Annotated in this window: 14 protein-coding genes and 1 pseudogene; 9 read left to right on the forward strand and 6 right to left on the reverse strand. The window is 68.9% G+C overall.

What is annotated here, in order from left to right; translation table 11 throughout:
* Window positions 1–89 precede the first annotated feature (89 nt).
* On the forward strand, window positions 90–1,232 hold the full coding sequence (locus tag BM362_RS44730; RefSeq protein ID WP_093577272.1) for a TetR/AcrR family transcriptional regulator: 1,143 nt from the start codon (window positions 90–92) through the stop codon (window positions 1,230–1,232).
* Here the strand turns inward: BM362_RS44730 and BM362_RS44735 are convergent.
* The 3 genes from BM362_RS44735 to BM362_RS50175 form a co-directional block, all read right to left on the reverse strand.
* Entirely contained in the window at window positions 1,229–2,440 is a 1,212-nt protein-coding gene (locus BM362_RS44735; RefSeq protein WP_093577273.1) for an oxygenase MpaB family protein, read from the reverse strand. The two genes, BM362_RS44730 and BM362_RS44735, sit on opposite strands and share 4 nt — an antisense overlap.
* A 222-nt stretch (window positions 2,441–2,662) precedes the next feature.
* Window positions 2,663–3,508: a hypothetical protein gene (locus BM362_RS44740; protein ID WP_093577274.1), complete on the reverse strand. Its 846-nt coding sequence runs from the start codon at window positions 3,506–3,508 to the stop codon at window positions 2,663–2,665.
* A 310-nt stretch (window positions 3,509–3,818) separates the two neighbouring features.
* Complete coding sequence (locus BM362_RS50175) at window positions 3,819–3,953, reverse strand: hypothetical protein (RefSeq protein ID WP_280142777.1); 135 nt, start codon at window positions 3,951–3,953, stop codon at window positions 3,819–3,821.
* Window positions 3,954–4,114: 161 nt separating this feature from the next.
* On the opposite strand from BM362_RS50175, the pseudogene BM362_RS49815 reads away from it, so the two are divergent.
* Window positions 4,115–4,379: pseudogene (locus tag BM362_RS49815) on the forward strand (glycine C-acetyltransferase); the annotation flags it as partial.
* A gap of 98 nt (window positions 4,380–4,477) precedes the next feature.
* On the opposite strand, the gene BM362_RS44750 reads toward BM362_RS49815, so the two are convergent.
* The gene (locus BM362_RS44750) at window positions 4,478–4,948 is read right to left on the reverse strand and encodes an ArsI/CadI family heavy metal resistance metalloenzyme (RefSeq protein WP_093577275.1); all 471 of its coding nucleotides are present in this window, start codon (window positions 4,946–4,948) and stop codon (window positions 4,478–4,480) included.
* Between the two features lie 83 nt (window positions 4,949–5,031).
* On the opposite strand from BM362_RS44750, the gene BM362_RS44755 reads away from it, so the two are divergent.
* From BM362_RS44755 to BM362_RS44775, 5 genes are read left to right on the forward strand one after another with little or no spacing between them, the layout of a single operon-like run.
* Window positions 5,032–5,394 (forward strand): ArsR/SmtB family transcription factor, encoded by a 363-nt coding sequence (locus tag BM362_RS44755; RefSeq protein ID WP_093577276.1) that lies wholly within the window; start codon window positions 5,032–5,034, stop codon window positions 5,392–5,394.
* Window positions 5,391–6,473 (forward strand): ACR3 family arsenite efflux transporter, encoded by a 1,083-nt coding sequence (arsB, locus tag BM362_RS44760; protein WP_093577277.1) that lies wholly within the window; start codon window positions 5,391–5,393, stop codon window positions 6,471–6,473. Before BM362_RS44755 ends, arsB begins: the two co-directional genes overlap by 4 nt.
* 19 nt (window positions 6,474–6,492) lie before the next feature.
* Window positions 6,493–6,933 carry an arsenate reductase ArsC gene (locus BM362_RS44765; protein WP_093577278.1) on the forward strand — a complete coding sequence of 147 codons (441 nt, stop codon included), beginning with the start codon at window positions 6,493–6,495 and terminating at the stop codon, window positions 6,931–6,933.
* A gap of 12 nt (window positions 6,934–6,945) precedes the next feature.
* Window positions 6,946–7,278 (forward strand): ArsR/SmtB family transcription factor, encoded by a 333-nt coding sequence (locus tag BM362_RS44770; protein ID WP_093577279.1) that lies wholly within the window; start codon window positions 6,946–6,948, stop codon window positions 7,276–7,278.
* Window positions 7,275–8,003, forward strand: coding sequence for a methyltransferase domain-containing protein (locus BM362_RS44775; RefSeq protein ID WP_093577280.1), 729 nt, complete (start codon window positions 7,275–7,277; stop codon window positions 8,001–8,003). The genes BM362_RS44770 and BM362_RS44775 overlap by 4 nt, the downstream gene beginning before the upstream one ends.
* Before the next feature lie 104 nt (window positions 8,004–8,107).
* Here BM362_RS44775 and glnA read toward each other — a convergent pair whose 3' ends face one another.
* A complete protein-coding gene (glnA, locus tag BM362_RS44780) occupies window positions 8,108–9,532 on the reverse strand; it encodes a type I glutamate--ammonia ligase (RefSeq protein WP_093577281.1) in 1,425 nt (474 codons plus the stop codon).
* Between the two features lie 172 nt (window positions 9,533–9,704).
* Between glnA and BM362_RS44785 the strand changes: the two genes are divergently transcribed.
* Complete coding sequence (locus BM362_RS44785) at window positions 9,705–10,193, forward strand: RDD family protein (RefSeq protein WP_067592988.1); 489 nt, start codon at window positions 9,705–9,707, stop codon at window positions 10,191–10,193.
* 214 nt (window positions 10,194–10,407) lie between these two features.
* Here the strand turns inward: BM362_RS44785 and BM362_RS44790 are convergent, their stop codons facing one another.
* Window positions 10,408–11,136, reverse strand: coding sequence for a DUF4191 domain-containing protein (locus BM362_RS44790; RefSeq protein WP_067592985.1), 729 nt, complete (start codon window positions 11,134–11,136; stop codon window positions 10,408–10,410).
* A 64-nt stretch (window positions 11,137–11,200) separates the two neighbouring features.
* On the opposite strand from BM362_RS44790, the gene BM362_RS44795 reads away from it, so the two are divergent.
* A complete protein-coding gene (locus BM362_RS44795; RefSeq protein WP_093577282.1) occupies window positions 11,201–13,300 on the forward strand; it encodes an ATP-dependent DNA helicase UvrD2 in 2,100 nt (699 codons plus the stop codon).
* Window positions 13,301–13,422: the final 122 nt, after the last annotated feature.

The raw sequence follows: 13,422 nt of genomic DNA on the forward strand, positions 1-13,422 counted from the left end.
ACGCCTCGCGCCCACGTGAAGACCCGCCCGTCTCGTGATTGACTGGCGCGCATGGCCGTACTTCCGCATCCGAGCGCTCGGGGTCCGCGGTGACCTCCGAACCGGCTGCGGCAACCCGTCCGCGCAACCGCAAGCAGCTCATCGTCGAAGCGGCGGGCCGCGCCTTCAGCGAGCGCGGCTACCACGCGGCGTCCATGGAGGAAATCGCCGCCGCCGTCGGGATCACCGCCGCGGCGCTGTACCGGCATTTCCCGAACAAGTACGCCCTCTTCACCGAATGCGCCAACGTGATGGCAGACCGCCTCGTCGCCGCCCTCGACGCGGTGCCCGCTGCCGCACCAGCCGCAGACGTCCTCCGCCCACTGGCCCGGGTCACGCTCGCCCATCGCGAGTCCGGCGGCTTGTACCGCTGGGAAGCCCGCTACCTCGACCGGGCGGACCGTCGCGTGCTGAGCGCGAAATTCGCCCAAGTGGTCGCGCGCGTGACCGAGGCGGTGCAGCAGTCCCCGGACGCGGACCTCCGAGCCGTAGCCGCACTCGGCGCGATCGGCTCGATCACCATGCACCGCACGTCGATCGCCCACCACCGCGCGGAGAACTTGCTGACCGAATCCGCCCTCCGCCTTGCCACCGCAACGATCACCCCGACCGCGTCCTCGGTTGAGTTGCCCGCCCAGCCCGTCGCACGAACTCGCCGCGCGCAGATCCTCGCCGCCGCAGTGCCGTTGTTCGAGCGCGACGGGTTCGCGAACGTCACGAACGCCCGAATCGCCGAGGCGGTGGGCTTGGTGCCTTCCGCGCTCTACCGCCATTTCCCCAACAAAGCCGAAATCCTGGCCGCCGCCTGCCTGCAAGCCGCGGGACTTCTGTCGGAAGCCGTCGAACAAAACCTCCGCGGCACTACCGGCGCGCAAGCCCTGCCCGTTCTGGCCGCGACCTACGTGGCGTACAGCTTCGAACACACCGCCCTGACCAACGTCGCCGCCGCCGAGCTAGGCGGTCTGCCCGCCGCGTTGCAACGTCCGCTGATCCTCGCCCAACGCGAGCACATCGCCGTCTGGGAACAACAACTTCGCCTGGCCCGGCCGGATTTGGACGCGCACCAAGCCCGCGTGCTGGTGCACGCGGGCTTCGGCGCGGTAGTCGAAACCGGCCGGCGGCTGCGGTGGGAGGACACCCCCGGCCACCGCGCCGCCGCTACCGCTTTCCTGCTGAGCGCACTGGGACTCTAGGCGCCCGGCCGATTCGCCGCCGGGAGCGTGATCGGCGTCTGCGTGGGCGAGGTCCCGTTGTTGAGGTACAGCATCGAAATGCCGCGCACGAACTGGTCGAAAAGAGAGAAACTGCCCGGCATGATCTTGGACGCCCCCTCCCGGAACGCCACGTACGCCGGCCACTCAAGCCGGACCAATGCCGCCTGCGCGTAATCGCGGGGGAGGCCGAGCCAATCGCCCATCTGGTCATTGAGCAGATACCGCACCAGCTCGTTGACGAACCCGGAATCGAGCCCGAGCGTCGGCTTCTCGATGTACCCGAGCAACGTCTTCGCCAGGCTGACCCCTTCCTCGGTCGGCCCGAGCACCGGCCACAACATCTGCTGCGCCTGCGCTTCCGCGTCCGCCCACGTCCGCGGAATGAACTGCTCCTGGACGCCGAGCAGATGCAGCGCGACCTGCCAGGCATGCAGATCCGCGTCCTGCTCCGCCGTCGACAACGCGATGTTCCACTTGAGCATGTTGCTGCGCGCGAAGGTCGCCACGGAATGGAATGTCCGCAAAATGTCGCCATTGCTGATCGGCTTGGGCTGATCCGCGCCCGACTGATACTTCGCCGACGTCGGCAGCAAATTCCGCACCGCGGCGTGCACCAACCGAGTCTTATTGGCCGTAACGACGAAATGCCCGTCCGGTGCCCAAGCTTGTGAATTGTGCAGGTCGTAGCCAAACGTGAACGTCTTGGCCGCCCGCTGCTTCATGTCCGCGCCGCCGGCCGACCAGTAAACCGCCCGCGCCTCCCGCGGGATGACGGTGCTCATGATCCCGCTGCCGAGCGTCTCCGAGACGAACAGATAACTGCTCAGCCGGGTGTAAAGCTTCTCCGAAGCGGCGAGCTTGGCCGGATCCGCCCACGACGGCAGCTTGTTGACCTGCCGCAGATACGCCACCAGATAGTCCGGCATGCCGGCGGGCAACGGCGCGTTGTTGTCGATCCAGCTCTCCCACGCCGTATTGACCGCCGCCACCTTGCCCTCGGCCAGCACCGCCTTGGCGACCGCGTCCGCGGTGTCGTCCCACACCTGGAACGGATCGGCCCCCGTCCCGCTCCCGGCGATGGACCCCTTGCCCGACCACGCCCACGCGGTGCCGGTGGTGCCCGCCATCCCCGCGATGCCCAACGCCGCGCCGAGGGTCAGCGCCTTCCTTCTGCTGAGATTCTCCATGTACTTGTCTGCCTCTCTGGTAGGCGTCGTTGCCATCCCATCACCGGCCAGGGGCTGCTCGCCGCCCCCTGTCGACAGTCTCGGAAGAAGTGATTTCTCATTAACATAATGGTGCCGGACCGCTGGTGGCAAGAGGTGTCGCCGCTCCGGATCAACGACCGGCCGGGGCGCGGGAAGAAAACCCGGACGCCGGTCCGGGGCCAATCAGGACAGCCGGGCTGCTCAACGGCGCTTATTGGGGGGCCTTCTGCGAAGAACGGGAAATTCCGGCCAGTGGACGCACGGTCGCGTGCCCGGCCAGCCTCGTCGGGATGGTCGCAGGCAGGCAGATTCGCAGTCGGGCGGCGGGGCCTCGGCAGCCGGGATCGGGGCGAGAGCGTCGGGGCCGCCGGTTTCGAGCAGGTGAACGAGGTGCTCGGTGATGGCGTGCAGCGCTTCCTGCTCGCCGAGTTCCTCCAGCGAAAACTCGCCGTTGTCGACCAGGAGCTGCTCGGCGAGTGGCCCGAGTTGCACAGCTCCCGCAGCGGGAAGAGCTTGGACGAGCACGTCGAGCATCGCGCGCGTGCGGAACGGGCCGCGGCGGACTGCGTCCAGCAGGATCGGCAGCCCGGATTCCCGGTCGCCGCGGACGGCCATCCGGTCAATTCCGCTTTCGCGGCCGCCGAGGGGTAGTGCTCGGAGAGACAAGCCGAGCAGCCCGGCGGGTTCGGCCTCGGCCAGCTCCCCGATCAGCGGTGCGTGGCGGCCTTCGGCGGCCAAGCGTGCGCGGACCGCCCGAGCCGCCAACGGAGTCAGACTCACCAGTTCGGCGCTTTCGCCGGAAAGCGCGGTCCGCGGGCGGGCATCGGTGTCCAGCGGCCCGCCGGGGCCGGAAAATCGGATCGGGCGCACCGGTCGTGACCGCGCCGAAGTCCGCGAGCGTGGCGAACACCCCGGCGCAGGTCCGTGCCAGACAGTTTTGTCGAGTCGGCCCACCGGCATCGGGTCGGGAAAGCCGTACGGAGTGTTGAGAACGTCGGGCAGCACTATGTCGATGATTTCGCCGAACAGCACGGTGTACTGGGGCACCCGGCGTCCTTGCACGACGAGTTCGGGGGAGGGCAGCGCGTCGAACGCCCGCGATCCAGAGGGCGAGACTGTCCCGGAGCAGCCGCGCGTTCCTCGCCACGCGCACCAGCTTGCCGTTGACCGCCCGGACGACACGGATCTCTTTCGCCAGCTCCGCCAGATCGGCGCTGCTCTGGGTCCGGTAAACCCGGTCGCCGATCGTCGGATCGATCCGGTCGCCGGTGTTCGGCAAGTCTGCCAGCTCGCGCGCGTCGGCCAGTTACCAGTGCGCGCAACCGGGCGACGACCGGTGTCCGCTCGGCCGTCGTCGCTAGCTCCGCGGCGGCTGCGGCACTGCGCGCTCACGCTGGCCCCCGTCGAGGAGGTGCCGTGCGGCGATCTCTTCGAGCACTGCTTCGTCGTAGTCGAGGTTCCCCGCACGGACTTCGTTGAGAAAACCCTCCATGACGGCGTTGTCCGCGCGGGATCGAGGCTGTGCCGGAGCGCGTTCATCACCCAGAACTGGCCGCCTCCTCGGGATCGCCGACAGCGTCCGAGGCGTGTAGGGCAACAGGAATTCCGCGACCAGGCCGGTCGTCCAGCACTCCAGCCGCTCGCCGATGCTGTGGTGCCGGAACTCCCGAACTCCTAGGCGTGCGCGACCGGGCCGACATCGTCACCGGCACATTCGGCAAAGCCCTCGGCGGTGTGTCCGGAGGCTATGCCGGCGCTCATGCCGAAATCGTGGACCTGCTGCGGCAGCGCTCTGTTCTCCAACGCCCTCCCACCCGCCGCCTTCCGCTCTCGGATGAGTCAGGCAGGCTTCCGCCTCCTGCCCGGCGAACATCCCATCGTGCCGGTGATGTTCGGCGACACAGGCGAGGCCGTCCGTCGCCGCACGCGCCAAAAACGGCTGACGAAACGCGAGTGGCCCGCCAGCGAGATACTGGCGGGCCATGGCAACGCTCCACCCGTCGCGTCCGAATACGGTCAGGAGCAGCAGCCCTCCGGCCGGGTGGTCTGGCCGGTTTCCGCATCCGGGGTGCGGCACGTCGCCGCGGTGGCGAGTGCGGCGCTGTCGGTGCCGAAGGTCCGCGAATCGGCCTTGACCGTGTAGACCTCCCAGGGTTCCTGGCCGGGGCCGTGTACCCACACCTTGTCCTGGACCGCGTAGCAGCAGGTCGTATCGTCCTCGGTCAGCGTCTCCAGGCCCTCGCCAGTGAGGCGCTTGCTGGCTTCGCTGACCTGGTCGGTCGACTCCACCTCGACTCCGAGATGGTCCATGACCGTCGCCTGGCCTGGCTCGCCTTCCAGGAGCACGAGCTTGAGCGCGGGCTCGGCGATGGCGAAGTTGGCGTAGCCGGGCCGGAGTTTGGCCGGTTCGGCACCGAACAGCTTCGAGTAGAAGTCGATCGAGCCTTCCAGGTCCCCGACCCGCAGCGCGAGCTGTATCCGTGCCATCTCGTCCTCCTTGAATAGACGTTTGTCGAATCAGCGTCGAGGCTGAGTTTGTCCTCTACTTAGAAAGGTGTCAAGATAGACGCATGCCGAAACAGTTGCCGGTCGTCGCGATGGACGCCTGTTGCTCCCCGCTGGCTCGCGAACCGCTCAGCGAGGACCAAGCCGTCGAGCTGTCCAAGCTGTTCAAGGCGATGGCCGACCCGGTCCGGTTGCGGCTGCTGTCGCTGATCGCCTCCCATGCCGGCGGCGAAGCGTGCGTGTGCGACCTGACCGACGCGTTCGACCTGACCGGCCCGACCATCTCCCACCACCTCAAGGTGCTGCGCGAGTCCGGCCTGATCACCGGTGAACGGCGGGGAACCTGGGTGTACTACCGCGTTCATCCGGAGGTGCTTGCCCGTCTGTCGGCCGTGCTCGTCCCCGGCGACACTCCGGTACCGGCATGACCAGCGTGTCCCCCGGGGCAGTCGGCAAGCTGTCCACTTTGGACCGGTTCCTGCCCGTGTGGATCGCGGCGGCGATGGTCGCCGGGCTTCTCGCCGGCCGGTGGATTCCCGGGCTGAACACCGTGTTGTCCGCGGTGCGGGTCGACGGGATTTCGTTGCCGATCGCGCTCGGGCTCCTGGTGATGATGTACCCGGTGCTGGCGAAGGTCCGCTACGACCGGCTCGCCGCGGTGACGGCCGATCGGCGGCTGTTGTGGCCGTCGCTGGTGCTGAACTGGCTGATCGGCCCGGCGCTGATGTTCGCCCTCGCCTGGCTGCTGCTGCCCGGCCTGCCGGAGTACCGGACCGGGCTGATCATCGTGGGTCTCGCTCGCTGCATCGCGATGGTGATCATCTGGAACGACCTTGCCTGCGGCGACCGGGAAGCCGCCGCCGTGCTGGTCGCGCTGAACTCGGTGTTCCAGGTCGTCATGTTCGGCGTCCTCGGCTGGTTCTACCTCGTCGTGCTGCCCGGCTGGCTCGGCCTGCCGCAAGCGGAGCTGAGCGTTTCCGCGTGGCGGATCGCCAAGAGCGTGCTGGTGTTCCTGGGCATCCCGCTGCTCGCCGGCTACCTCTCGCGGAGGCTGGGCGAACGCGCGAAGGGCCGCGCCTGGTACGAATCCCGGTTCCTGCCGAAGGCCGGCCTGGTCGCGCTGTACGGCCTCCTGTTCACCATCGTGGTCCTGTTCGCGTTGCAGGGAGACCAGATCACCAGCCGTCCGCTCGACGTCGCCCGGATCGCGCTGCCGCTGCTGGTCTACTTCGGACTCATGTGGGCCGGTTCCTACGCGCTCGGCAAGGCGGTCGGCCTGTCGTACGAACGAACCACAACGCTGGCGTTCACCGCCGCGGGCAACAACTTCGAACTCGCCATCGCGGTCGCGATCGCCACTTTCGGTGCGACCAGCGGACAGGCTCTCGCCGGGGTGGTCGGCCCGCTCATCGAAGTCCCGGTCCTGGTGGCCCTGGTCTACGTGTCTCTCGCGCTTCGGCGCCGGTTCGCCGCCGGGTCCGCTCTGGCCGCGGAAACCGCGTCGTGACCGCTCCGAAGGAGCCGTTGTGCCCATCCCCGAAGTTCTCTTCGTCTGCGTCCACAACGCCGGACGCTCGCAAATGGCGGCAGCGCTCCTGCATCACCATGCGCAGGGCCGGGTCGTCGTCCGCTCCGCCGGATCCGCCCCGGCGGACACGGTCAACCCCGCCGTCGTGGCGGTCATGAACGAACTCGGCATCGATCTTTCGCGCGAGTTTCCCAAGCCCTTGACCACCGAGGGCGTCCAAGCGGCCGACGTGGTGATCACCATGGGGTGCGGTGACGCCTGTCCCGTGTTCCCCGGCAAGCGCTACTTCGACTGGCGACTCGACGACCCGGCGGGCCTTCCGGCTGAGCGGATTCGCCCGATCCGCGACGAGATAGCCCGGCGGGTCCGCGCTCTGCTGGCCGAACTCGCCGTCGCCTGGCCTGCTCCCTCTTCATCGTCCATCGTCGATGGACGATGAAGGAGGTGTGGCGTGCTGGACCGGGCTACCGCGGAGACCTACGCCGGCTGGTTCCGGGCGCTCGCGGATCCGACGCGCGTCCAGATCTTGCACCTGCTCGCCTCGGCGGACCGCCCACTGGCAGTCGGTGAGATCGTCGAGCAGGTGAGCGTCAGCCAGTCGACTGTCTCGGCGCATCTCAAGGTCCTGACCGAATCCCGGTTCGTCCTCGTGCGGCCGCAGGGCACCGCACGGTTGTACCGGGTCAACGAGCAGTGTTTGTCCTGCTTCCCTAGCGCGGTTGACGTCGTCATGGGTCGCCCCGCTGCCCAGTTCGCCGACATCGCCTGCGAGGTGGCGCGATGAGACCGGACCAAGACGCGATCCGCGACCGCTACGCCGATGCTGCTCGGCGAGCGTTGGCGGGCGAAGCGCCCGGCCTGCTGTCCGGAGCAGGGGACACCGAGCGGCTCGGCGCCGTGCACTACGCGGCAGACAGCGTCCCCGAAGCAGTGGCGTCCACCAGTTTGGGATGCGGAAACCCGCTCGCCGTCGCCGATGTGCGCCCGGGCGAGACCGTCCTCGACCTCGGCTCCGGCGGCGGCCTCGACGTGCTGCTTTCCGCCCGTCGCGTCGGGCCCGCCGGCCACGCCATCGGCCTCGACATGACCGACGAGATGCTCGCTCTCGCTCGTCGGCACGCCGCTCAAGCGGGGCTCGGCAATGTCGAGTTCGTCAAAGGCGCGATCGAAGCTATTCCCTTGCCGGACAACACTGTCGACGTCGTGATCTCCAATTGCGTCATCGCCCTGTCCCCGGACAAACCGGCTGTGTTCGCGGGGATCGCGCGTGTTCTGCGTCCCGGCGGCCGACTGGGCGTGACGGACATCCTCGCCGACGAAACTCTGACCGACGCGGAGCGCACGGCCGCCGACGGGACTGTCGAATGTCTCGGCGGGGCATTGACGGCGGACGATTACCGCAGCTTGCTGCACGCCGCGGGACTCGTGAGCGTTGAGGTCCGGCGTACCCATGAAGCCGGACCCAAGCTGTACTCGGCGATCATCCGCGCCGGCAAGCCGTCCCACTGATTGCCGGCAGCGGAGGCTCGGGTACGCAGAAAACGGGACGGCGGCCGAGGGAATTCCTCGGCCGCCGTCCCGTGTCTGACGGGGATCGTGCCTCCCGGCGCCGATCACACGTCGTAGTACAGCGAGAACTCGTACGGGTGCGGGCGAAGCCGCAGCGGGTCGATTTCGTTCTCGCGCTTGTACTGGATCCACGTCTCGATCACGTCGGGCGTGAAGACGCCGCCCTCGAGCAGGTAGTCGTGGTCGGCTTCCAGGGTGTCCAGCACGGTGCCCAGGTCGCCCGGGACCAGCTTGACGTTCTTGGCCTCCTCGGGCGGCAGCTCGTAGAGGTCCTTGTCGATCGGCTCCGGCGGCTCGATCTTGTTCTTGATGCCGTCGAGCCCGGCCATCATCATCGCGGAGAACGCGAGGTAGGGGTTGCCCGAGGAGTCCGGGCAGCGGAACTCGGCGCGCTTGGCCTTCGCGTTGTTGCCGGTGATCGGGATGCGGACGCACGCGGAGCGGTTGCGCTGCGAGTACACCAGGCTGACCGGCGCCTCGAAGCCCGGCACCAGGCGGTGGTAGGAGTTCACCGTCGGGTTGGTGAAGGCCAGCAGGCTCGGCGCGTGCTTGAGCAGGCCGCCGATGTAGTGCCGCGCCGTGTCGGACAGGCCCGCGTAGCCGGACTCGTCGTGGAACAGCGGCTGGCCGTCCTTCCACAGCGACTGGTGGCAGTGCATGCCCGAACCGTTGTCGCCGGCGAGCGGCTTCGGCATGAACGTCGCGGTCTTGCCCGCGGCGAACACGGTGTTCTTCACGATGTACTTGAACAGCTGCAGGTCGTCGGCAGCGTGCAGCAGCGTGTTGAACTTGTAGTTGATCTCCGTCTGGCCGGCGGTGCCCACCTCGTGGTGCGCGCGCTCGATCTCGAAGCCGGAGTTCGTCAGCTCGCGGACGATGTCGTCGCGCAGGTCGGCGAAGTGGTCGACCGGCGGGACGGGGAAGTAGCCGCCCTTGAACTTCGTCTTGTAGCCCTGGTTCCCGCCCTCGGTGTCGGCGCCGGTGTTCCACCAGCCTTCGACCGAGTCGATCTCGTGGAACGACAGGTGCTCGGCGTCCTCGAAACGGACCGAGTCGAAGATGTAGAACTCCGCCTCGGGGCCGAAGAAGACGTTGTCGGCGACGCCGTACTCCGCGATGTACTGCTCGGCCTTGCGCGCGATGTTGCGCGGGTCGCGGCTGTAGGCCTCACGGGTGAACGGGTCGTGCACGAAGAAGTTCAGCGAGAGCGTCTTCGCCTTGCGGAACGGGTCGATCCGCGCCGTCTCGGGGTCCGGCAGCAGCAGCATGTCGGACTCGTGGATCGACTGGAAGCCGCGCACCGAGGAGCCGTCGAAGGCGAGACCCTCTTCGTACGCCTCCAGGTCGAACGCCTTGGCGGGCACCGTGAAGTGCTGCATGACGCCCGGCAGGTCGCAGAACCTGACGTCGATCGACTCGACCTTCTCGTCGGCGATGAGGCGCTGAATGTCGTCTGGAGTAGTGGGCACCCTCGGTGACTCCTTCTCGTTCGTTACCGGCGGCTGTACTCTCTTCGGCTCACGCTAAGAGGGCGGTGTTGCCCGACCGTCACCCGAATGTTTCGCCGGTGTTAACGGGCCGCCGTCACAACCCAGTCGACCAGGCCGGATGTGGTCCGCGCCACCGGCATACCCTGGACGGGTGGCGAGATGGACGGGTGAATGGCTGCCGGGCGCGGGCGACGGCTCCACCGCGGCGGGCCCGCGCGAGGCCCCGAAGTGGCGTGGCGAGTCGATGGGCCTGCCCGAATCGGGCGTGGGCGCGGTGGCCGGCGGTGGCCCGCGCTTCCTCGCGCTGGTGCTCGATCTGGCGCTCGCCTCGCTGATCACGACCCTGTTCGTGCGCTACGACCTGCAGAACGCCGCCGCGATGCAGACGTTCAACCTCTGGGCGGGCGCGGTCTGGGCGGTCATGACGGTCATCCCGGTCACGTTCTTCGGCTTCACCCCCGGCATGGCGGCCCTCGGCATCCGGGTGGCGCGCCTGGACGGGGCGACGATGGTCGGCGCGTGGCGCGCACTGGTCCGGATGGTGCTGACGGTGCTGCTGCTCCCGCCGCTGGTGCGCAATGCCGACGGCCGCAACTGGCTCGACCGCGCCACCAACACCGTCGTCATCCGGATGCGCTGAGGCTGGTCCAAGGGGCCGCTGGATCTCCGGCGGAGCCAGCCGACGCCAGGAACGTTAAGTCCTTCACAGACGACAACCTCGCGCGCCGGCCCGTGCCGTCGAGGTCTGCCGAGGCAAGCGATCGGCGGGTCGGTCGCCGCCGGTCGTGTCCCAGCTGATCCGAATGCGAGGAACCCCCGGTCGGCAACCGACCGGGGGTTCCTCGCAAGCAGCGTCAGCGACGGCGGATGGTGCGCTGCACGTTCCGCATCTTGGCACCCGCGGGCATCGGGCCCTTCGGCATCGCCGCGCCGCGCGAGCCGAGCGCGGCCAGCTTCGCTTCGAGGGCGTCGATCTGGGCAGGCTTGAGGTTGCGCGGCAGCTTCGTCAGGTGCGACTGCAGCTTCTTGAGCGGTACCTGCTTGTCCTCGTGCCCGATCGTCACGTCGTAGATCGGGGTGTCGCCGACCAGCCGCGACACGCGCTTCTTCTCCTGCGCGAGCAGGCTCTTCACCCGGTGCGGCGCGCCTTCGGCCACGAGGATCACGCCGGGGTGGCCGAGCACGCGGTGGACGGCGTCGAGCTGGGTCGTCGCGGCGACGGTCGGTGTGACCTTCCACTTGCCGCGCATGTTCTCCAGCGCCCAGGCTCCCGCGCCGGGCTGGCCGTCGGCCTTCCCGTAGACCGTGCGCTGCACGCGCCTGCCGAAGATGATCACGGCGAGCAGGATGCCGAGCACGATGCCCAGCGGCAGCAGCGTCCACTGGATGCCGAAGATGAACCCGATGCCGAACAGCACACCGGCGACCACCACGATCGAACCGACCATCCAGGGGATGAGCATCGGGTCTTCGCGGCGCTGCATCTTGAACGCCTCGAACAGCTGGCCGCGCCGGGCCTTGCTCGCAGCGCGCTTTTCCCGCTTGGCCTGCTTGGCCGCTTCCTTGTCCTGCTTGCCCGCCATATGACCAGGATACGGCCGCGTCCCCGGCCGGGAATCTGTCGGCCCCCTCTGCGAGGATCGCGGGGTGGCCATCGCATCGTCTCCCCAGAGCCGGCAGAGCCGCGCGAGCCTGCTCGACGGGCTTGATCCCGAGCAGCGCGCCGCCGCGGCGGCCCCCCGCGGCCCGGTGTGCGTCCTCGCGGGCGCGGGCACCGGAAAGACCCGGACGATCACGCACCGCATCGCCCACCTGGTCCGGTCGGGCCACGTCGCGGCCGGGCAGGTACTGGCCGTCACCTTCACCACGCGCGCCGCGGGGGAGATGCGCACCCGGCTGCGCGGCCTCGGGGTCGACGCGGCACAGGCGCTGACCTTCCACGCCGCTGCCCGCCGTCAGCTCCGCTACTTCTGGCCGCGGGTCGTCGGCGACCGGCCCTGGGACCTGATCGACAACAAGTTCCGGCTCGTCGCCCAGGCCGCCCAGCGCGTCCGGCTGAGCACCGAGACCGAGGTGCTGCGCGACCTGGCGAGCGAGATCGAGTGGAGCAAGGCGTCGCTCGTCTCGCCGGACGACTACCCGTCGGTCGCCGCGCGGATGCAGCGCGACACGCCCGCGCCGGTCGCCCAGGTCGCCGAGGTCTACCGCTGGTACGAGGAGCTGAAGACGAACGCGCAGGTCCTCGACTTCGACGACTTGCTTCTGCAGACCACCGCCGTGCTGGAAAGGCACGAGGCGGTCGCGGCCGAGTTCCGCGACCGGTACCGCTGCTTCGTGGTCGACGAGTACCAGGACGTCACGCCGTTGCAGCAGCGGCTGCTCGACGCGTGGCTCGGCGGCCGTGACGACCTCACCGTCGTCGGCGACGCCAACCAGACCATCTACTCCTTCGGCGGTGCCTCGCCGAAGTCGCTGCTGGAGTTCACGCGGCGGTTCCCGGAGGCGACTGTCGTGCGCCTCGAACGCGACTACCGGTCGACGCCGCAGGTCGTCGCGCTCGCGAACCGCGTGATCGGTGCCGCGCGCGGACGTCCGGCCGGATCGCGGCTGAAGCTCATCGGGCAGCGTCCGGAGGGCCCGGAGCCGCGGTTCGCCGAGTACGAGGACGAGGCCGCCGAGGCCAGCGCGGTCGCGCGGCGGGCCCGCGAACTGCTCGACGCGGACGTGCCGGCGAGCGAGATCGCGGTCCTGTTCCGGGTGAACGCGCAGTCCGAGGCGTACGAGCAGGCGCTCACCGAAGCCGGGATCCCGTACCTGGTCCGCGGCGGCGAGCGGTTTTTCCAGCGCACCGAGGTGCGGCAGGCGATGGCGGCGCTGCGCACGGCGTCGATGGAACCGACCTCGTTGGAGCTGGTCACCGCGGTGCGCTCGGTGCTCGCGCGGGTCGGGCTCACCGAGCAGCCGCCGTCCGGCGGAGCGGCGAAGGAGCGGTGGGACGCGCTGCTCGCGCTGGTGGAGCTGGCCGAGGAGCTGGCGGCGGCGGTCGAGGACGCGGATTTGCCGCGCTTCGTCGCCGAACTCGAACAGCGCGCGGCGGCGCAGCACCCGCCGACCGTCGAAGGAGTCACGCTCGCGTCGCTGCACGCGGCGAAGGGGCTCGAATGGGACGCGGTGTTCCTCGTCGGGCTGTCCGAGGGCACGATGCCGATCTTGCATGCGGACGGCGACGATGCCGCGATCGAAGAGGAACGGCGGCTGTTCTATGTCGGCGTCACGCGGGCCAGGGAGCACCTGTCGCTGTCGTGGTCGTTGTCGCGCGGGCAGGGCAGGGGACGCAACCGGCGCCGCTCGCGGTTCCTGTACGGGCTGATCCCGGAGGACCACCCGGCGGCGCGCATCGCCCGTTCGCAGCAGGTGGCGAAGCCGGGGTCGAACGTCGCCCGCTGCCGGCTGTGCGGCGGTCCGCTGGTGCAGACCATGGAGGTCAAGCTGGGGCGGTGCGGGAAGTGCCCGTCCACTGTGGATGAGGATCTGCTGGAGAAGCTGAAGACGTGGCGCGGGGAGCGCTCGCGGGAGTTGAAGGTTCCGGCGTTCGTCGTGTTCACTGACGCGACGCTGATGGCGATCGCCGAACAACGGCCGACCGACGACGGCGCGCTGGTGTCGATCTCCGGGATCGGCGCGACGAAGCTGGAGCGGTTCGGTGCCGAAGTGCTCGACGTGGTCCGGTCGTCGATGCGATCTTGACCGCGTCTTCGCGGTGATCGATGCGGCGAACCTGCAGCTCGGAGGCGATCTTCAGCTTTTCGGCAGAGATTTGGGAAAATAAGTTGCCCCGGTTGCGCCGGGGCGCATAACCTGCGTAGGCA

The sequence above is a fragment of the Amycolatopsis rubida genome (genome assembly GCF_900115345.1).
Taxonomy (GTDB): Bacteria; Actinomycetota; Actinomycetes; order Mycobacteriales; family Pseudonocardiaceae; genus Amycolatopsis; species Amycolatopsis rubida.

Bases quoted from the DNA above. Each gene is read 5' to 3' on its own strand.
- BM362_RS44735 (WP_093577273.1), bottom strand. From the start codon at position 2,440: ATGGAGAATCTCAGCAGAAGGAAGGCGCTGACCCTCGGCGCGGCGTTG.
- BM362_RS50175 (WP_280142777.1), bottom strand. From the start codon at position 3,953: ATGGAGGGTTTTCTCAACGAAGTCCGTGCGGGGAACCTCGACTACGAC.
- BM362_RS44750 (WP_093577275.1), bottom strand. From the start codon at position 4,948: ATGGCACGGATACAGCTCGCGCTGCGGGTCGGGGACCTGGAAGGCTCG.
- BM362_RS44755 (WP_093577276.1), top strand. From the start codon at position 5,032: ATGCCGAAACAGTTGCCGGTCGTCGCGATGGACGCCTGTTGCTCCCCG.
- arsB (WP_093577277.1), top strand. From the start codon at position 5,391: ATGACCAGCGTGTCCCCCGGGGCAGTCGGCAAGCTGTCCACTTTGGAC.
- BM362_RS44775 (WP_093577280.1), top strand. From the start codon at position 7,275: ATGAGACCGGACCAAGACGCGATCCGCGACCGCTACGCCGATGCTGCT.
- BM362_RS44790 (WP_067592985.1), bottom strand. From the start codon at position 11,136: ATGGCGGGCAAGCAGGACAAGGAAGCGGCCAAGCAGGCCAAGCGGGAA.